The sequence below is a fragment of the Nonomuraea sp. 10N515B genome (genome assembly GCF_052245915.1).
Taxonomy (GTDB): Bacteria; Actinomycetota; Actinomycetes; order Streptosporangiales; family Streptosporangiaceae; genus Nonomuraea.
Genome location: NZ_JBQQBQ010000063.1, coordinates 33,387 through 53,024 on the forward strand (window position 1 = coordinate 33,387; position 19,638 = coordinate 53,024).

Annotated in this window: 9 protein-coding genes; 2 read left to right on the top strand and 7 right to left on the bottom strand. The window is 72.3% G+C overall.

Annotation, left to right across the window (positions count from 1 at the left end; all coding sequences use genetic code 11):
* Position 1: 1 nt before the first annotated feature.
* From ACTWQA_RS48600 to ACTWQA_RS48630, 7 genes are all read right to left on the bottom strand, one after another.
* Positions 2 to 5,320 (bottom strand): SDR family NAD(P)-dependent oxidoreductase, encoded by a 5,319-nt coding sequence (locus tag ACTWQA_RS48600; protein ID WP_443165641.1) that lies wholly within the window; start codon positions 5,318 to 5,320, stop codon positions 2 to 4.
* A complete protein-coding gene (locus tag ACTWQA_RS48605; protein ID WP_443165642.1) occupies positions 5,317 to 8,703 on the bottom strand; it encodes an amino acid adenylation domain-containing protein in 3,387 nt (1,128 codons plus the stop codon). Before ACTWQA_RS48605 ends, ACTWQA_RS48600 begins: the two co-directional genes overlap by 4 nt.
* A complete protein-coding gene (locus ACTWQA_RS48610) occupies positions 8,700 to 11,018 on the bottom strand; it encodes a lantibiotic dehydratase (RefSeq protein WP_443165643.1) in 2,319 nt (772 codons plus the stop codon). The genes ACTWQA_RS48605 and ACTWQA_RS48610 overlap by 4 nt, the downstream gene beginning before the upstream one ends.
* A gap of 70 nt (positions 11,019 to 11,088) precedes the next feature.
* Positions 11,089 to 11,823: a thioesterase II family protein gene (locus ACTWQA_RS48615; protein WP_443165644.1), complete on the bottom strand. Its 735-nt coding sequence runs from the start codon at positions 11,821 to 11,823 to the stop codon at positions 11,089 to 11,091.
* Positions 11,820 to 13,499 (bottom strand): beta-ketoacyl synthase N-terminal-like domain-containing protein, encoded by a 1,680-nt coding sequence (locus ACTWQA_RS48620; protein WP_443165645.1) that lies wholly within the window; start codon positions 13,497 to 13,499, stop codon positions 11,820 to 11,822. Before ACTWQA_RS48620 ends, ACTWQA_RS48615 begins: the two co-directional genes overlap by 4 nt.
* On the bottom strand, positions 13,499 to 14,842 hold the full coding sequence (locus ACTWQA_RS48625; RefSeq protein WP_443165646.1) for a DUF6002 family protein: 1,344 nt from the start codon (positions 14,840 to 14,842) through the stop codon (positions 13,499 to 13,501). Before ACTWQA_RS48625 ends, ACTWQA_RS48620 begins: the two co-directional genes overlap by 1 nt.
* A 52-nt stretch (positions 14,843 to 14,894) precedes the next feature.
* The gene (locus ACTWQA_RS48630) at positions 14,895 to 16,007 is read right to left on the bottom strand and encodes a hypothetical protein (RefSeq protein ID WP_443165647.1); all 1,113 of its coding nucleotides are present in this window, start codon (positions 16,005 to 16,007) and stop codon (positions 14,895 to 14,897) included.
* 443 nt (positions 16,008 to 16,450) lie between these two features.
* Between ACTWQA_RS48630 and ACTWQA_RS48635 the strand changes: the two genes are divergently transcribed.
* Positions 16,451 to 16,657, top strand: coding sequence for an MbtH family protein (locus ACTWQA_RS48635; RefSeq protein ID WP_443165649.1), 207 nt, complete (start codon positions 16,451 to 16,453; stop codon positions 16,655 to 16,657).
* A gap of 15 nt (positions 16,658 to 16,672) precedes the next feature.
* The coding region (locus ACTWQA_RS48640) for a non-ribosomal peptide synthetase (RefSeq protein WP_443165648.1) at positions 16,673 to 19,638 on the top strand (2,966 nt) is incomplete at its 3' end.

The following is a 19,638-nucleotide window of genomic DNA, read 5'->3' on the forward strand; positions in this document are numbered from 1 at the left end:
GCTACCTCCCCCTCGACAGGCGCGGAATGGTCGTGGCCGGGGCCTCCGCCTGCCGCTCCGCCCTGAGCTGCTCGACCCTGGCCGCCATCTGCCGCACCGTGGGCGCCTCGAACAGGGTGCGCATCGGGAGCCGCACCCCGGCCACCGACCGCGCCTGCGCGATGAGCTGGACGGCGACCAGGGAGTTGCCGCCGAGGTCGAAGAAGTCGTCGTCGGCACCGACCTCGGGCACGCCGAGGATCTCGCCCCACACCTTCGCCAGCGCGGCCTCGAGCTCCCCTTCGGGCGCCACGAAGTCCTCCTGGCGTTCCGGGACGTGCGACTCCAGGCTCTCCCTGGTCAGGCGCTCCCGCCTGGTGATCTCGTCGAGAGAGGTCGCGCTGACGGCGATCTGCGGACCCAGGTCCGCGGCCAGGACGCGGACGAACGCCTCGGCGCCCTGGGCAGGCGCGATTCCGGTCGCGGTGGAGCCGGGGCCGCCCACCGCCAGCGAACCGGTGACCGCCTCGGCGTCGATGCGGCGCAGGACGAACTCCTCGATTTCGACGAGCACGGCCCCCGACTCGTCGAGCAGGGTGATATCCGCCGTGACGACTTCACCGCCGCCGCCGTCGCCCCTCCGGCGGAGATGGCTGTAGAAGCGAGCGGGCAGGGCCGACCTGACGAGCAGGCGCCCGTAGCTCAGCGGGAGGTAGGCGCCGGTCCCCCTGCCGCTGCCGAAGGAGGTGGCGACGTCGAGCAGTGCCGGGTGCAGCCCCCAGCGGTCCACCTCCGCCGCGACCTGCTCGGTCCCCTCGACGAGCGCGAGCTCCTCGTCATCGCCGAGCCAGATCAGCTCCGGTGATCGCCAGCGCGGGCCGAAGGTCAGCACGCTGCCGTGTTCCTCGCCCTGGGCGTTGATCGCGCGCAGCCTGCTCTTCACCGCGGCGAGGTCCGTGGACGCGGCAGGCTCGGGCCGGATCCAGGCTGCCGCGCCCTGGGTGTGCCTGCGACCGCCTGCCCGCACCTCGAAGGAGGAGCCGTCGGAGAACGCCACGGTGAGCTGGGCGGTCGTCCCGTCGGGCACTGCGAGAGGCTCGAGGAAGACCACGTCGCGAAGCTCGACCGAGTGTCCGTCGCCGGGGGAGGGCACGGCCGCCGCGAACGCGGCCCGCGCACACTCCAGCTGGCCGGTGGCCGGCAGCACAGGCACGTCGCCGATGCGGTGCTCGTCCAGCACCCAGTGCGTGGCCGCGGCGAGCGGTCCGGAGCACTCGGCTCCGGTACGGCCGCGCACGACGGGATGGTCGACGGCGATGGTCGCCGCGCTCGCGGACAGGCCGGCAGCGGGTGCGGCGGCCGCGGCCATGCCGACCTCGAGCCAGGCGCCCCAGTTGATGCTGATCACGCGGGTCCGGTGCGCGGTCCTGGCGTAGGCGTCCAGGAAGGCGTTGGCCGCGCAGTAGTCGACCTGGCCGAAACCGCCGCTGATCGCGGTCACCGACGAGCACAGAGCGACGAAGTCCAGGTCGAGGTCGCCGAAGGCCTGCCACAGCGCGACCGTTCCTGCGAGCTTGGGATCGAGCACGGCCTGCGCCGCGGCGCGCTCCTTGACCTCGGCCATGCCACCGCCCGGCAGGCCTGCCGCGTGGACGATGCCGTGCAGCGCGCCGTGCGCGGCGAGCGTCTCATCCCTGATCTGGCGCAGCCGCACCGGGTCGGTGACGTCGACCGGCACCACCGTCACCCGGCCGCCTGCCTGCTCGATCCGGGCGATAGTGGCCGCCGCCCTGGGCGTGACGTTGCCGCTCCTGCCGAGCAGCACCAGCCGGGCCCTGAGCCGGGTGCCGAGGTGCTCGGCGAGGGTGAGGCCGATGCCGCCCAGACCACCGGTGATCAGGTAGACGCCCTCCTGCCTGAGCCCGGAACCTTCAGCGCCGTTCGGCAGGCGGACCTGCTGGAACTCCTTGACCCAGCGCCGCCCGCCGCGCAGGGCGAGCACGTCGCCAGGGGCGTCCCTGCGCAGCTCGGCCAGGACGGTCCTCGCCGGGGTGCCGGTGGGCTCGAGGTCGAGGTGGCGCACGCGCAGGCCCTGGACCTCCAGCGGCACCACCCGGGCGATTCCGGCGACCGTGGCGTGCTCTGGTCTGGTCAGATCGCCCCCGAGGACGTCCTCGGTGCCGGCGGTGATGATGTCCAGCTCGACGCCGTCGGCGGCCTGCGCGGCGGTCAGCGCCTGGACGAGGCAGAGCAGGCTGAACAGGCCGTGCTCCTGCGCCTGTGCCAGGGAGCCGAGGTCCGTGCCCGCGGGCTCGCCGTCCAGCGCCCACGCGTGCAGCACGCGACTCGGCATCCCGCCGTTCTCGGCCAGCGCGGCCACGAGGGCGTCGTAGTCGGAACGCTCGCCCGGCCGCACGGTCATCGGCTCGGGAACTCCGCCCCCTCCGTCGTGGCCGGCAGAGAACTCCCCGCCCGGGCGGACCTCGATCACCTCGCCGCCGGTCGCCCTGATGGCCGACACCAGTTCCGTGCCCCGCTCACCGGCCACGAAGGCCAGGCACCTGGTGATCGGCTCGCTGGGGTCCGGCGGTGCCACCTGCCGCCAGGTGGGGATCTCGAACCAGTCATCGAGGGGCCGTGGCCCGGCGGCCCGCTTCGGCTCGGGCACCCTGCCCTCACCTGGCGGGATGAACCGGTACTTGCGCTCGTACGGATAGCCGGGCAGCGGCACCCTCCGGCCGGTCGTCGGCGGTTCGACCGGCACGCCCGCGATCCACAGCCGGCCGGCCGTGCCGTACAGGACCGAGAGGTCGCCGGTGCTCTCACCGGGAGCGGGCAGGCTGGGGAGCGGCGGCAGCGCGCCCTTGGAGACCGCCTCACGCATCTGCATGCGCGCAAGACCGGCCAGTTGCTTGCCCGGGCCGCATTCCACCAGCGCCCACGCGCCGTCGGCCAGCAGGCGGGCCACGCAGTCGGCGAAGCGCACCGGCCGCCGTATGTGCGCGGCCCAGTAGCCGGGATCGGTCGCCTGCTCCGCGGTGATCCAGTCACCGGTCACGTTCGACAGGAACGGCAGGCTCGGGGCCCGGCGCGGCACGGCCGCCACGAGGCTTTCGAACTCGGCCAGGATCGGGTCCATCATCGGCGAATGGAAGGCGTGCGAGGTGCGCAGCAGCGTGGACTTGACGCCTTGACCCGCGAGGTGTTCCGCGAACGCCGAGATCGCCTCGGACGTCCCCGCCACCACGCACGTCCCCGGTCCGTTCACCGTGGCGATGCTCACCCCGTCGGTGAGCATCGCGGCGACATCCTTCTCGTCCTTCGCCACGGCCAGCATCGAGCCGGTCGGGAGCGACTGCATCAGGCGTCCGCGGGCGGCCACCAGGCGCAGCGCGTCGGGCAGCGCGAAGACTCCGGCAAGCGTGGCGGCGACGTACTCGCCGACGGAGTGGCCGATCATCGCGGCCGGCCTGGCGCCCCACTCCTGCCAGAGCCTGGCCAGCGCGTACTCGACGGTGAACAGCGCGGGCTGGGTGAGGCGGGTCTCGCGCAGCCGCTCGTCGCCGCCCTCGGTGAACAGCAGGGGCCTGATGTCCTCGCCCAGCTCGGCCTGGAGGATCTCGGCGCACTCGTCGACGGCGGCGGCGAACGCCGGCTCGGCGGCATAGAGCTCGGCGCCCATGCCGGCGTACTGCGAGCCCTGGCCGGAGAACAGGAACGCCACCTTGGGCGCGGTGCCGCTCGCCGTACCGGTGTGGCAGCGCTTGCGGTCGCCCAGCGCGGCCACGGCATCCGCCAGGTCGCCGGCGAACACCGCCGCACGGTGGGTGTGGTCGGCCCGGCCCACCCGGAGCGTGTACGCCACGTCGGAGAGGCTGAGCTCGGGCTGCCCGGCGAGGAACTCGGCGAGCTGGGCACGCATGGTCTGCAGCGCGCTCTCGGTGCGGGCGGACAGCCAGAGCGGCCGCAGCCCGCCGGTGGCGGGCAGGCCGGCGGGCACGGCCTCCGGCGGCGGCGCTTCCTGGAGGATCACGTGGGCGTTGGTGCCGCCGATGCCGAACGAGCTCACCGCAGCCCGCCTGGGATGCGCTCCCGCGTCCCATTTCGACGGGGTGGACACGACATAGAAAGGGCTGGTGTCGAAGTCGATCTCCGGGTTGGGCCGTTCGAAGTTGACGGTCGGCGGGATCACGCCGCGCTCCATCGCCAGCACGGCCTTGATCACGCCGACCACGCCGGAGGCCTGGCTGAGGTGACCGAGGTTGGACTTCACCGAGCCGATGCCGCACCAGCCCCTGTCGTCCGTGTCGCGCTGGTAGACCTCGCTGAGCGCGGCCACCTCGATCGGGTCGCCGAGGGCGGTGCCGGTGCCGTGCGCCTCCACGTACCCGATCGTGCGCGGGTCCACTCCCGCCACACCGAGCGCCTCGGCCACCACCTCTGTTTGCCCCGCGTGGCTCGGCGCGGAGAAGCCGATCTTGTTGCTGCCGTCATTGTTGATCGCGTTGCCGAGCACGACCGCGCGGATGTGGTCACCGTCGGCCAGCGCGTCCTCCAGCCGCTTGACCACGAGCACACCGACACCGCTGCCCCAGATGGTGCCGTCGGCGCGGGCGTCGAACGGTCTGACGTGCCCGTCGGACGAGGTGAAGCCGTCCATGGCCGGGTACCCGATCCCGTGCGGCAGCTCGACGCACACGCCACCGGCCAACGCCATGTCACATTCGCCGCCGCGCAGCGCCTCGCAGGCGAGGTGAAGCGCCACCAGCGAGGAGGAGCAGGCGGTGGTGACCGTCATCGCGGGGCCGCGCAGGTTCAGCCGGTAGGAGACCGTGGTGGCGACGTAGTCGATGTTGTTGCCGATGGACATGCCGAGCTTGAGCGCCTCGCTGTCCAGGTCGGGGTTGGTCTGCAGGTTCAGCCATTGGTACTGGCTGGGGCCGGAGCCGGCGTAGACCCCGATGGCGCCGTCGTAGCGGCCGGGATCGTAACCGGCGTCCTGGAGCGCCGCATGCGACTGCTCGAGGAAGACCCGCTGCTGCGGATCGGCCAGTTCCGCCTCGCGCGTGCTCATGCCGAAGAACTCGTTGTCGACATGCTCCATGTCGATCATGACCGGCGCGGCCCTCACGAACATCGGGTTGTCGAGCTGAGCCTGCGTGGCCCCCCGAGCGCGCTGCTCGTCGTCGGTGAAGAACGTCACCGACTCCACGCCGTCGATCAAGTTGCGCCAGAACTGCTCGAGATCGTTGGCGCCGGGCACGCGGGCGCTCATGCCGATGATGGCGATGGGCTCCCCGCCGGCGTCTTCGTACATGGCGTCCTGCGACAACTCTGTCACTGTCTCCTCCTGCGCTTGTCCCGCAGCTGGCGGCGTGCACCCGCACGCCGATCGGCTCGGCTCAGTTCTGGGTGCCCGGACGCGCCGTCGAGGTGAGCGGCCAGGGCACGCACGGTCGGGTAGCGGAACAGCTCGACGACCGTGGTCTGGCGCCCGGTCAGCGCGGCCAGCCGGTCTCGGATCACGACGACGGCCATTGACGTGCCGCCGACGTCGAAGAAGTTGTCGGTCGCGCTCACCTCGCCACGGCCGAGCACGTCGCACCAGATCCCGGCGAGCAGCCGCTCGGTGTCGGTCGCCGGCTCGCTGTGCCCGCTCTCCGTCGCCGGCGTGCTCTCGACCGGCTCGTCGGCAATGCCTTCCGCCAGCGCCTCCACGCCGGGCAGCGCGAAGGACTCCACCGGACTGCCGGGATCGGCGACGGCCGCGCCGAGCAGGGTCGTGTACGCGGCGAGCAGCGCGTCGATCCGCTCCGCCGTGTACAGGTCGGTGTTGTAGACGATGTCCACCGCGTAGCGGCCCTCGCGCTCCACCACGTAGACGGTCAGGTCGAAGGGGGAACCCGCAGGCGCCGTGCCGATGCCCGTCGAGCTCAGCCCGGGCAGGCGGAGCCGCGGCTCAGGGAAGTTGTAGACGTTGAACAGCACCTGCACCAGCGGGGCCCGGCCGGGGTCCCGCGGCAGCGCAAGGGTGTCGACGATGTACTCAATCGTGGCGGAGGGCCTGGCCAGGGCGTTGATGACCGCGTCGGCGCAATCGCGAACGCGCTCGGCCAAGCCGGCCCCCTCCGCCGCCCGCAGCCTGATCGGCACGATGTCGACGAAGAAGCCGACGAGGTCGTGGAATGCCTCGTGCCTGCGGTCCGCCGCCGGAGTGCCGACGACGATGTCGGCGCGCCCGGTGATGCGGCGCACGAGCTCGGCGAAGGCGGCGAGCAGCACGCTGGGGGAAGTGGTGCCCAGCCGGGTCGCGAGGTCGCGGATCGCGGCAGTGGTCGCCTGAGAGAGCGCAGCGGTGGCCAGCGCGCCCGCATAGGTCTGTACGGCCGGCCTTGGACGGTCCCTCGGCAGGTCCAGAACGGTCGGCGCATCCTCCAGGTGCTCGGCCCACCAGGCCAGGTCGGCCTTGCCGCGCCTCCCGTCACGCCTGGCCCGCCACGCCGCGTAGTCCGCGAACCGGGCGGGCGGTTCAGGCAGGGGCTCGCCCGCATAGGCGCGGGCGAGGTCCTCCAGGAAGGGCCGCTGCGACCAGCCGTCGAACACCGCATGGTGAAAGGTCACCGACAGCACGTGGTCCCGTGGCCCGAGCCGGAACAGCTGAGGCCGCCAGAGCGGGCCTCTGGCCAGCTGGAACCGATGGGCCGCCGCCGCGGCGAGCCGCTCGTGGAGCTCGCTCTCGCTCGCGACGTCCTCGACGTCCAGCGACACCGGTCCGATCGGGTCGACCTCCACGCGAGGGACGCCGCCGGCGTCCGGCACTCGCCAGCGCAGCACGTCGTGGTGTTCGACCACGGCCGTCAGCGCGCGCTCGAGCGCGGCCACGTCCAGGGGCCCTAGCAGCCGCTCGGCGATCCCGATGTTGTAGGCGACGCTGCCGGGCGCGAGCCGGTCCAGGAACCACAGCCGTCGCTGCGCGGCCGTCAGAGCGGGCGGGCTGTCCGCAGGCAGGTCATCGGTCGTCGGCGGGGCCTCGGCGAGCAGGCCGGCGAGAGCCCCCAGCGTGCGGGCGGCGTAGACGTCCTCCACCGTGACTTCTCGGCCGATCGCCGACCGCAGGCCGCTGACCAGGCGCATGGCGCTGATGGAGTGACCGCCGCAGGCGAAGAAGTCGTCCTCGAGACAGGGTTCCAGGCCCAGCACCCGCGACCAGACCTCGGCCACGTCGCGCTCCAGCGGCGTGCCCGGACGCGCGCCGCGGCCGGTGGCGGGGCTGGTGAGCAGCGCGCGCAGCGCGGTGCCGTCCACCTTCCCCGACGCCGACGTGGGCAGGCTCGGGAGGAACAGCACCTGGGCCGGTACCATCACGTCGGGCAGCCGCTCGGCGCAGTACTCCCGCACCTGCTCCGGTCGAGGCTCCTCGCCGAGCGGGGTGCAGAAGGCCACGAGGCTGGTCCCCGCCGGGGCTTGGACCGCCTCGACCACGGCGTGCCCGATCCGCGGATGTCCGCGCAGGACGGTCTCCACCTCGCCGATCTCCACCCGCTGCCCGCGGATCTTGAGCTGCCCGTCGCTCCTGCCCAGGAAGAGCAGCTCGCCGTCGGGCTGCAGGACGGCAAGGTCGCCGGTCCGGTAGAGCCTGGCACCCGGCTCGCCGCCGAACGGGTCGGGGACGAATCGTTCGGCGGTCATCCCAGGCTGCCGGAGGTAGCCGCGGGCCAGGCCGGGGCCGCCGATCAGCAGCTCGCCCGGCACGCCGGGCGGCACCTCCCGCAGCTCCTCGTCCACGAGATGGACGCGATGGGCGGGCATTGCCCTGCCGATCGGCAGGGGACGCTCCCATCGCCCCGTTGCCTCGAACGCCGTGACCGCCACCGTGGTCTCGGTGGGACCGTAGTAGTGGAGGAACCTGCGTCCGCCGGTGGTCCACCGCTCCACCTGCTCGGGCCCGGGCGCCTCGGCTCCGGTGATGAGGGTCCGCCACGCGGGCAGGCCTTCGGGGTCCAGCAAAGGCAGCAGCGAGACCGGAAGGCAACCCCACGAGATCTCGTGCTCGGCGCAGAACCGCTGCAGCCGCACCGGGTCGTGCCTGTCGACCTCGTCGGCGAGCATGACGACGCCGCCCGCGGCCAGCGGGACGAAGATGTCCTGCACCGACACGTCGAAGACGAGCGAGGCGAAGGCCAAGGCGCGGGTGTGCTCGTCCACGCCGGTGGACTCGATGACGTAGCGCACGTACTCGCACGCGCTGAGATGGCTGACCACGACGCCCTTCGGCACCCCCGTGGAGCCCGAGGTGTGCAGCACGTAGGCGGGGTTTCCGGAGAGCGCGGGTCCGGGGCCTTCCGGTACGGCCGCCGGGCCGTCGACCAGGACGAGTCGCACGTCCATTCCCTCGAACAGGTCCGCCGTGTACTCGTCGACCACCACGATGCCGAGGCCTGCCCCCTCGACGATCTGCTCCCTGCGCGCGGCGGGGGCATCGGGGTCGAGCGGTACGTACGCGCCGCCTGCCACCATGACACCGACGATCCCGGCCACCATGGTCGGCTTCCGCCGTAGGCAAACCCCTACCAGCCGCTCAGGGCCCACCTCCGGCAACCGCGCTGCCAGCCCGCCCGCCATGGTGGCGAGCTCGCCGTAGGTCAGCACGTCCTGCCGCTGCCGTACGGCGGGCGCCTGCGGGCGCCGCGCGGCCTGAGCGAGCACCAAGTCCGCCAGAGTCATCCCGTGCCTCCGTGAAGGGGGTCGACCATCTGCATCCGCAACTCCGTGAAGTAACGGCGACCCGCCGCGTCGGGCAGCCAGGCCTGGTCGGGGGTGGGCAGCATCTCCGAAACCACCAGCTGCACGTCCTGCCCGGCGGCCAGGCGGGCGGCATGGACCATGGAGCACAGCAGGTCGCAGAAGACCGGGCTGGTGAGATCGACGTACGTCGGCTTGATCTCGGTGCTCAGCTTGACGAAGACCCGATCAGGCAGTCCGAGCCGCTGCCGCCACCCGCGCACCGCCAGATACCTGGCCCGCTCTCCCTCGACGTCGGCCAAGCCCGTGGCGTCGACCGTGGTCCGCCACGTCCTGCGGGCCACGACCAGCCGATCGATGGTGATCTTCGGGCTGTGCCCGTGCTGGTCCGCGCCGCCCAGCTTGAAGCCGTCGACGGCGTGCATCGACACCAGCTGGGAGAAGACCTCGATCAGCGGCCAGGACCGCCCGTCGGAGGCGGTGGCGACCAGGCCCGCGCCCTCCTCGGTCACCAGCATCCCCGCCGCCGGCAGCAGCCGATCCGGATCGGTGCCCGGCGCGGCGGTCCAGCCGAGATCCCAGTCCGTGGGGTGGATGAGCGAGTGGGCAATCCGGCCCGTGTAGCGCGGCCAGTCGACGGGGTACAGGGGCCTGATCCGCCGTGGGCCGATATCGGCGGTCAGCGCGTCGCGCAGCGCGCCCGGGTCGGGATGGGCGAGGGTGAGGACCGAACAGTCGAACGTCGCCCAGGCCGCGTGCATCTCACCCATGACGACCAGGTAGTCGCCGCGGTTCACCGCTTCGACACTCTCGGCGCAGATCTGCAGATCAGGGCTGTGCAGCCGGCCGGCGGACCAGCCGGGGCGGGCAGCGGCGAAGGTCTTCGAGGCGGACAGCTCCCGCGCGGTGAAGGTCAGCTCCGCCGTGCCCGGTGCCACGTCGGCCAGGCCGAAGAGCTCCGACCAGCGGCGCGCGAACTCCTCGGCGATGGCGTCGACGGGCCTGGGGCCAGCGCCGAACATCATGCCCTGCGCCAGGAACCACAGGTCCGACAGGCGCACCGGCCCGTCGGCACGCAGCTCCTCGAACAGCTCGCGCAGCGCCTGGCCGTATGCGTGAGCCAGCTCGGCGGTCAGCCAGCGGGCGGCGCCGAGCATCAGCTCCAGCGGACCGGCGATGCCCTCGAGCAGCGACTCGCCGAAGGTCACCCGGACGTCCCTGGTGGTGTCCTCGTAGACCAGGCCGCGTGCGGCGTAGGTCTGGCCCGCCCTGCGCTCGCCGGCGGTACCCGTGATCTCGGTGAACTCGGCGCTCAGCGCGTCCAGCGCGGCGTCGAGCGCCTCCGGGTCGCCCGCCGAGCGCGCCACCCGGTCCCTGGCGGCGCCGAGCCTGCCGAAACCCGCCATCGCCCGCTCGCGCGCGCCGGGATCCTCGATCCCCGCCAGCAGCTCGCCCAGCCGCTGCTCGGCGTGCTCTGACTGCGGCACGTCGCCTCGCCAGGACAGCACGCCGCGCTCGGCCAGCCGTTCCAGCAGCAGATAGGCATCCTCCTCGGTGCGGATGCCCGCCTTGCCGAGCACGTCGGCGACCACGTCTGACGCCCTGCGTTTGCCGTCGCACCGGGACAGCAACGCCGCCTCGGCCGCCGACACGGGCAAGGGCGGCTGGGCGGGACGCCGTATCAGCCGGCCCTCCAGCGTGAGATGTGGCTGGAGGGCGGGAGGCAGCGAGCGGCGGATCAGGAGATCGTCCGCCAGCACCTCCATGTAGGAGCGCAGCGCCCAGTCCTCGAAGCGCACCCGACGGTCGCTCAACAGTCCCCGGCCGGGTGCGGCGGTCACCGTCGGCCCGTCCTGCGTGCACGTCACCCAGGTCACCGGGCCGAAGAAGCCAACGGTCTCGTTCTTGGCGCAGTACCGCTGCCAGTACTTGGCCACGATCCGCTCGCGCTTGCGCCTGCGGGAGTCGCGCTTCTGCGTCGGGCCGCCGCGCACCAGGGCGTCGAGCGAGACGAGGACACCCCGGTTCTGCCAGGTGATCGCCTCGCGGAACAGCGGGTCGGCGGCGATGCCGCCCAGCTCCCTGGCGCTCTCGTGCACGGCCTGCTCCAGCGCCTTGTCGAAAACCTCCGCACCGATCTCGCCCGCCAGCAACGCGTCGGCGGCCGCCGCGCACGCGGGGGCGGAGAGCCTGTCGAGGCCGTCGGCGGGGAAGCCGGTACTGCGTAACACCGCCTCGCGCCACACCGACCAGCCGGTGGCGCCGAGCGGCATGCGGTGACCACTGTGATCGCTCATGCGCCCTCCTTCGTCGGTCGCATGAGCGAGCAGGATCGGCTGTGTTTGTTTGGTCGCTCGCTGCGCTCGCTCATGCCAGCGCCTCCTTGAGGATGTGATCTCGCCGCTCGTGGAGGAAGAAGTGGCCGCCGGGCTCGACGCGCAGGTCGAAGTCGGCCGTGGTGTGCCTGGCCCAACCGCGCATGTCGTCGGGGGTGACGGAGTGGTCCTCGGCGCCGGCAAAGGCCACGATGGGCACCTCGATCGGCGGCTCGGGCTCGTACTCGTAGGTGTCGAGCCAGGTGAAGTCGGCGCGGAGCACGGGCAGGATCAGCTCGCACAGCTCGGGCTCGGCGAGGATCTCCTCCGGCAGCCCGCCGAGCTCAGCGAGCCGGCCGAGCAACTCCTCGTCGCTGACCGACGACAGCTCGGCCAGTGGTTCCAGGATGTCGGGCGGCCTGCACCCGCCGAGGCACAGCCGCAGCGGCTGCCTCTGGCCGCGCTTGCGCAGCTCGCGGACCACTTCGAAGCCCAGCCTGCCGCCCATGGAGTGGCCGTAGATCGTGTACGGCCGGTCGGCGCGCGCGGCGATCGCCGAGGCCAGCTCGGCGATGTCGACGTCGAAGGGCTCGGTGTACCTGCTCTCCCTGCCGGGCAGCACCACGGGCAGCACCTCGAGCTCGGGCCCCGCGGCGGCCGCCCAGCCTCGGAACGCGCTTGCCCCCGCACCTGCGTACGGCAGGCAGAACAGCTGCCGCCGCGCCCCCGGCCGGGGAGAGGGGTCGGAGAACCAGCGGGCCAGCGAGGCGGTGTCGTGGTACGTCATGATCGGTCCTCCTGCCAGTAGCGCGCCCGCTGGAACGGGTAGGCGGGCAGCGACGTCGTGTGCCCGTCCGGCAGCGGCCAGCCGATGCCCGCGCCCTCCACCCAGGCGGCCGCCGTGCGCCGCAGCTCCTCCGGCGCATCGACGGCCACGGGCATGTCACCGTCGGGCCGGCGTAGCCCCGCGATGGCCTCGGTGATGTCGCGGCACAGCACCGCGGCCCGGCAGCCGAACGCACGCCGCCCGGTCGCCAACGTGTAGGCGACGTCGTCCAGGCGGATCCCCTGGGCGGTCGCGAGGTGCTCGGCCAGGAGCGTCCGCGCCGCGCGCAGGGCCTCGGGGGTGCGAGCGGACAGTGGCAGCACGTGCCACCCGCCCGCCTCCGGCCTCGGGGCTTCGGCCGGCGCCTGCTCGACGATCACGTGCGCGTTGGTGCCGCCCAGGCCGAAGGAGCTCACTCCGGCCCGCCGTACCTCCGCCTGCCAGCCGACGTTCTTGACCGGGACGTAGAACGGCGAGGAGTCGACGTCGATGTCCGGGTTGGGGCGGTCGTAGTGGAGATTGGCCGGGATGACGCCGTGCCGCACGGCGAGAATGGTCTTGATCAGCCCGGCGGCGCCGGCGGCGGCGTCCAGGTTGCCGATGTTGGTCTTGACCGAGCCGAGGGCGACAGAGCGTGGAGGCAGCGGTTCTTCCGCGAAGACCTGGGCGAGGGCGGCCACCTCGATGGCGTCGCCGACCGCGGTGCCGCTGCCGTGGGCTTCGACGTATCCGATCGAGGCCGGTGTCAGGTCCGCCGCCGCCAGCGCCTCCGCCATCACGCTCGCCTGCCCGTCCAGCCCCGGCGCCGCGAATCCCGCCCGCAGGCCGCCGTCGTTGTTGACCGCCCATCCGCGCAGGACGGCGATGATCTGGTCGCGATCGGCGAGCGCGTCCTCCAGGCGCTTCAGCGCGAGCACCGCCACGCCGCTGCTGTACCCGCTGCCCTGCCCGTCGGCGTCGAAGGCGCGGCAGCGGCCGTCGGGAGAGACCAGGCCACCGGGCCGGTGCACGAACCTCGGCTCCATCACGCTCACCCCGCCCGCGAGCGCCAGGTCACAGCGGTACTCGAGCAGTTGCTGCCCGGCCATGCAGATCGCGACGAGGGAGCTGGAACAGGCGGTCTGCACCGTGACCGCGGGCCCGGTCAGCCCGAGCCTGTAAGCCGCCTGCGCGGTCAGGTAGTCGGCGGCGAACCCGGGGTCCAGTGGCTCGTCGGGGTCCCCGCCGAACTGGTGGAACAGGAAGTATCTGTTGACCGCGCCTCCGGCGAACACCCCGATCAGACCGTCGTAGGAGGCAGGGTCGCACCCGGCGTCCTCGAGCGCCACCCAGGACTGCTCGACGAAAAGCCGGTGCTGCGGGTCCATGCGGACGGCCTCGGCCGCCGGCACGCCGAAGAACTCGGCGTCGAACCCGGCCACGTCCGGCAGGCGCCCGCCCGCGCGCACGTGCGCCGGGTCTGCGAGCAGGCGCTCGCCGACGCCCAGCGCGCGCAACTCGGCGTCGGTGTAGTCGTGCACGGTGTCCATGCCGTCCAGCAGGTTGCGCCAGAACGTGGCCACGTCGGGAGCGCCGGGGAACCGTCCCGCCATCCCGACGACGGCTATCCCGTCCGCTGCGTGCTGCCGGTCCTCCATCACCCGCAGACCACCGCCGCGACGTCCTCGATATCGGCGACCTCGATCATCGCCTCTGGTTCGAGAGGCAGGTAGTCCGCCGCGGTGTAGCAGCCCGAGCCATGCACCACGACGTCGTCCCAGGGGTCGGCCAGGCCGCGGTCGATCGCGTTGAGCACGCCGGTCATGGCCATCACCAGCGACCACTCGCGCAGTTGCCGGAAGTCGGCGGGGAGTTCGCAGCCGGAGCCGGCGAGCAGCTCGCGCAGCTCCGGGTAGCGCGCCACGCATTCGGCCAGCGAGACGACGATGCCGTCACCGCCGAACCGCTCGATCAACCCGTTCATCTCCGGGGAGGTCGCGGGCCTGTGGGTGTAGAACGTCGGGTCGAGCACCTCGTCGGGGTCGTAGGTCACCTGCGGGAACCGCGGGTCGGCCGACTGGCGGTAGAGCCCGCCGTCGCGCTCGTAGGCGGGCGCGTTGGCCCGGTCGAAGCCGCCGTTCCGCAGGTTGAGCACCATGTCGGGGGTGCCCAGGTGCTGCACGAGCAGGCTGGCGGGCCTGGAGTCCTGGCTCACCGCGCCCGAGCCTTCCAGGACGGCCCTGCCCCGGTGGTAGCCGAGCAGCCCGAAGGCACTGGAGACGGCGTGGGCGTGCAGCCGGGGCGTGGTGCCCGCCGGGGCCGCCTGCTGCTCGAAGAACGCCCTGGCGGTGTCGGCCACCAGGTAGTTGCCCAGCTCCAGCGAGAACCACAGGTTCTGGCCACTGGCTCTGAGGTCGCCCGCGTATTTGTCGGTGAAGGCCCGGCCGATCGCCTTCACCCGCTCCGGCTCCGGCCCGCTGTAGACCAGCATGGGGTTCAGCGCGCGCAGCGCCGGGTCGGTGGACAGCCTGCTGGAGCGTAACTTGGCCAGGCACGAGTGTGGCGCCAGGATCACCGTGCGCAACTGCTCGGGCTCGGCCAGCCCGGCGTCAATGGCGCGCAGCACGGCGTCGCGGAGCGCCACGCCCTTGTTCGCCGACGTGGGCGAGAAGATCGTGACGGCCTCGCCGTACCGCCTGATGTATTCAACCGCCCGCGCGACGATGAGCAGCGAGGGGAAGGTCTTGGTCGTGCCCGTGGCCGGGTTGCACGTCAGGTCGAGCAGATTCAGCCGATGGCCGGAATAGGACCCCAGGGGTTGCCAGCGGGCGGTGGCCACGGAGAAGAACCTCTCGACGTCCGCGTCCGGCTCGGGCAGCAGGAAACCGGGGGAGAACCCGGTGTCGTCCCTGACGGGCTCGGTGCTGTCGACGCAGGCCGCGATCGAGGTGGGCAGACGATCGTAGAAGTCGAGCAACAGGTTCGCTGCGTGGTTCGGCATCGTTGACGCCCTTCTTATTATCTCGGGAGCTCCGCTCCCTTCGAAGCAGTTGTTATGAGCGGGTGACGGGATGGAGGCTTCGGAGGTCCTGCTCGGGCGCCAGGTCGCGGAGCCGGTCGCGGAGCCGGCTCAGGACATCGCCCGCGTACGCCAGGTCGGCGACGGGGAAGCCGTCGGCGATCTCCGGCGCCAGCCGGGCCAGCTCCTCCCGGGCGGCGGGGCCGAAGGTGAGGCGCTCGCCGTCGACGACGACGCCGTCGCGCAGTGCGGCGCGCTGGTTGAACGCCACGGCCTCGGATCGGTCCATGCCAGGTGGCAGCCGCAGGTGCAGGCGGCCGCGGGCGAGTCGTACCGGATAGCCGCCCGGCAGCCCGAGCGGTCCTGGCAGGTTGGTGTCGATCTCGGCCCCGGCGAGCAGGCCGCTCAGCAGACGTGCCGCCGTGAGGCCGGTGACGTGGTTGAGCTCGGCTCGCCCGGCGGCGCGCTGGGCCGCGAGCAGCGCGCTCACCTGGGTGAGCGGCTGGTCGCCCTGCCAGGCCAGCGCTTCGTCCGCGGGTGACGGCGGGGTGTACAGGTGGACGTGGTGTGCCAGCACGCACAGTTCCCGTTGGTCGGGGAGGCCGAGCGCGGCTTGCAAGCTGGCGGCGAGCAGTCCCGCGTTGCCGATGCCGCACAGCACGGGCACCCCTGCGGCGCTCAACACCGGGTTGACGGCATCGGGGAAGCAGGCGTTGACGAACCACGACTCCCTGCCGGTGGCCGCGAGGGCCCGGCCGACGCGCAGGGCAGAGTCGGCCTGGAACGGCAGCGTCAGGCCGAACCCAGCGCGCTGGACGAGGGCCGTCCACGCCGAGGGGGAGGTGCGCGACTCCCAGGGAGACTGGCTGGAGGCCGCGAGCACCACACCCGCGGGCGCGGCGGCCGCCAGCGCGTCCGTCAGGGCGTCAGCGCATGTCAGATCCACGGCCACAGGGCGGAACTCCGCGGCCGTCCCGGATGCCGCGGCCCGGGCGGAGGAGACGTAGCAGATCTCGCCAGCCCTGACGGGATCGCGGCCCACCACGGACACCCGGATCGGCGGCTGGGGGATCACGGCCAAGGCGTAGGTGATGGCTCGGGCGAGACCGCCTGTGCCGATGACGACCAGCGAGGCCGGGTCGGTCATGGGGCGTGGGCCGCCTGCGGACTGGGCAGGGCGCTATGCACCGTCATCCGGATAGACCCCTCTCACTGCCTGTTTGGCGCGAAGTAAGGATGAACTCCATGAAACGCACGTGACGTCTGTTTTGTCCCATTCCGCTGTTACGGGATTTGGGCGGGGCCAATATTCCACAGCCTGCGCCGACGAGGCAATAGGGAAGTTGCCCTGTCAATCGCACAGTTGACCGGGCAACGTCGTGATTCCATGACATCTCTTGACTTGCCGGTCTTGATCTACTTCAATCAGCGAGGCTTCTGGCGTTTCGAGCAAACATCGCAGTCAGTGTCGAGAATGTACGCTGCCAACGCAGTGTGGCCGTAACTTGTCCAGTTCACGGTCTGCAGTCCCACATCATTCTTTGGCATGCCCGGAAATCCCGGGCACCGCGAAAGGGAGAAGGCGTGCCAATGCCCGGGGGCGACTACAAGGTCGTAATCAACGACGAGGATCAGTACTCCATCTGGGCCGCGAACCGCCCCACCCCCGCCGGGTGGCGGGAGGAGGGGTTTTCGGGCGACCGAAATGCCTGCCTCGACTACATCGACAAGGTGTGGACGGACATGCGGCCTCGCAGCCTTCGTGAGGCCATGCAGGAGCTCGAGCGGGCCGACTAGACGGTGAGCACGCCCATGGATCCGGCCGGCGGTTACGAACTTCCCGCGTCCTTCGCGCAGGAGCGGCTCTGGTTTTTGGATCAGCTCGAATCCGGGCTCGCGGTGTACAACATCGGCTTCGGCACCCCGCTCCCGCCCGGTTGCGACGCCGCCGAGGTCACCGCCGCGCTCGCGCGGGTGGTCGGCCGCCACGAGATCCTGCGCACCAGGCTCACCGCGCGCGACGGCGGGCTCGTGCAGGTCGTCGAGCCAGAGGTGCCGATCGAGATCCCCGTCACCGATCTGCGAGACGGAGCTCGTGCACCGGAGGGCGAGCTGGCCCGGGTACGCGCCGCCGAGGCCGCCCGATCCATCGCCCTCGACAGCGCCCCGCTGTGGCGGGCCCGGCTGATCCGCACGGGCGGCGAGGCGGACCACTTCTTCTTCACCGTGCACCACGTGGCCTTCGACGCCGCTTCCGTGGCGATCCTCCAGGAGGAGTTTCTGGCGGCCTTCGAAGGGCACGGCTCCGGCCTGCCGGAGCTGCCGATCCAGTACGGCGACTTCGCCGGCTGGCAGCGTGACCGGTGGGAGCGTGGCGAGCTGGCCGACCAGCTCGGCTACTGGCGCAAACAACTCGGCGAGCTGCCGGGACCGCTCCGCTTGTCGCCGCGCGCCCCGGACCCGGACATCTCCCGCCACTCCGGCGGCGACGTCGGCTTCGTGCTGCCCGAGGAGACCGTACGCGCCTGCCACGAGCTGGCCAGGAAGCTCCGCACGACCCCCTTCGTGGTGCTGCTGGCCGGGCTCAAGGCGCTGCTCTCGCGGCTGGCCGGCCAGGCCGACGTGGTGGTGGGGTCACCCGTGGGCGGGCGGCCGCTGCCCGAGCTCGAGCCGCTGATCGGCAACTTCGTCAACACGTTGCTGCTGCGTACCGACTGCGGGCCCGAGGTGTCCTTCGGCGAGCTGGTCGAGCGGGTGCGGACCACGGTGCTCGACGCGCTCGACCACGATGAGGTGCCCTACGAGCGGCTCGTCGAGGAGGTGCGGCCTGATCACGCCGAGGGCGCCGGCGCTCCCCTGCACCAGATCGTGTTCAACCTGCTGCCCTCGCTGGTCACCAACGGGCAGCTGCGCAACGGCACGGCGAAGGTGGACCTGCTGATCGACCTGGCCGAGGTGGACGGCCGTATCGACGGGCGGATCGAGTACGCCAGGGCGCTGTTCGACGAGTCGTGGACGCTGGGCTTCGCCGAGCGCTACCGGCGCCTCCTCGACGCTGCGCTGACCGATCCGGCGACCCCGCTCGGCCGGCTGCCGATCCTGCTGCCCGGCGAGCACGACCGCCTCGTGCGGGCCGCCGTGCCGGCGAAGTCCCGCGAAGGGGGCGGAGCTCCCGAGCTAATAACAGGCGCCTCCGCGGAGTTCGCGTCGGTGACCGAGGCGTTCGCCGCTCAGGTGGCGGCGCGGCCCGACCAGGTCGCGGTCGCCGACGCCGGAAGGCGCACGCTGACCTACGCGGAGCTCGACCGCAGGTCCAGCAGGCTCGCCTGGCACCTGGCGGGCACGGCCCGCCCCGACACCCCGATCGCGATCCTCCTGGACACCGACGTCGACCTCGCCGTGGCCGTGCTCGCCGTGCTCAAGAGCGGCGCCGCCTACCTCCCGCTGGACCTGGAGCACCCCCAGGAGAGGCTCCGCCACCTGATCGCCGACTCCGGCGCGACGGCCGTACTGACCAGGTCGGGGCTGGACGTCCCTCAGACGGATGTTCCCGTCGTCGACCTCGACGCGGACGCCGAGATCATCGCCGCTCTCCCGGACACGCCGCCCGCCGTGATCCGGCACCCCGACACGCTCGCCTACGTGATCTACACCTCCGGTTCGACCGGCCTGCCCAAGGGGGTGGGCGTGGCCGACAGGCACCTGACCGCCTACGTCGCGGGCGTCACCGGCCTTCTCGGGCTGGCACCGGGGCTGCGGTCGTCGATGCTGCAGCCGCTGACGTTCGACTTCAGCGTCACCGTCTTCCACGGCGCGCTGCTCACCGGCGGCACCCTGCACCTGGTGCCCCGTGCCCACGCCACGGACGCCGCCTGGGTCGCCGAGCACCTGCGCGACGACCGGATCGACCTGCTGAAGATCACCCCATCACACCTGGCCGCGCTGCACACCGGCGTCGCCGACCTGCTGCCGGGCCGTACGCTCGTGCTCGGCGGTGAGGCGTCTCGCTGGGAGTGGGTACGCCGTCTGCGCGCGCTGCCCGGCGCCCCCGCCGTCGTCAACCACTACGGCCCCACCGAGACCACCGTTGGCGTGCTCGCACTCGCGGCCGATCAGGAACCCGCGGGGGCCGGGGTCATCACCCCCATCGGCCACCCGCTGCCGCACGCCGAGGCGTACATCCTCGACGAGGAGCTGCGCCTCGTCCCCGACGGCGTGGTCGGCGAGCTGTGCATCGGCGGCGTCACCGTCACCCGCGGCTACCTCGGGCGCCCCGGGCAGACCGCCGCCGCGTTCGTGCCCGACCCGTTCTCCGGCCGCGCGGGTGCCAGGCTCTACCGCACCGGCGACCGGGCGCGGAGGTTGCCCGACGGCGCGATCGAGTTCCTCGGCCGCGCCGACGGCCAGGTCAAGATCCGCGGACACCGCGTCGAGCCGGGCGAGGTACAGGCGGTCCTGGCGGCGCATCCGTCAGTCGACGACTGTGTGGTGGTGGTGCGAGGCGAGGACGAGCCGGCGCTGGTGGCCTACGTCGTCGGTGACGCCCGGCCGGCGGAGCTGCGCGGCTTCCTGGCCGAACGGCTGCCCGACCACATGATCCCGGCGCACCTCGTCGAACTGCCCGCGCTGCCGCTGGCCGCGCACGGCAAGGTCGACAGGTCGGCCCTGCCCGAGCCGGCCGGTGTGGTCGAGCCGGTGCGGGTGGCGCCGCGTGGTCCGGTGGAGGAGTTGGTGGCGGCGCTGTTCGAGGCGGTGCTCCAGACCGGTCCGGTGGGGCG

Excerpts from the sequence above, each read along its gene's own strand:
- ACTWQA_RS48605 (WP_443165642.1), bottom strand. The coding sequence starts at position 8,703 with ATGACTCTGGCGGACTTGGTGCTCGCTCAGGCCGCGCGGCGCCCGCAG.
- ACTWQA_RS48610 (WP_443165643.1), bottom strand. The coding sequence starts at position 11,018 with ATGAGCGATCACAGTGGTCACCGCATGCCGCTCGGCGCCACCGGCTGG.
- ACTWQA_RS48615 (WP_443165644.1), bottom strand. The coding sequence starts at position 11,823 with ATGACGTACCACGACACCGCCTCGCTGGCCCGCTGGTTCTCCGACCCC.
- ACTWQA_RS48620 (WP_443165645.1), bottom strand. The coding sequence starts at position 13,499 with ATGGAGGACCGGCAGCACGCAGCGGACGGGATAGCCGTCGTCGGGATG.
- ACTWQA_RS48625 (WP_443165646.1), bottom strand. The coding sequence starts at position 14,842 with ATGCCGAACCACGCAGCGAACCTGTTGCTCGACTTCTACGATCGTCTG.
- ACTWQA_RS48630 (WP_443165647.1), bottom strand. The coding sequence starts at position 16,007 with ATGACCGACCCGGCCTCGCTGGTCGTCATCGGCACAGGCGGTCTCGCC.
- ACTWQA_RS48635 (WP_443165649.1), top strand. The coding sequence starts at position 16,451 with ATGCCCGGGGGCGACTACAAGGTCGTAATCAACGACGAGGATCAGTAC.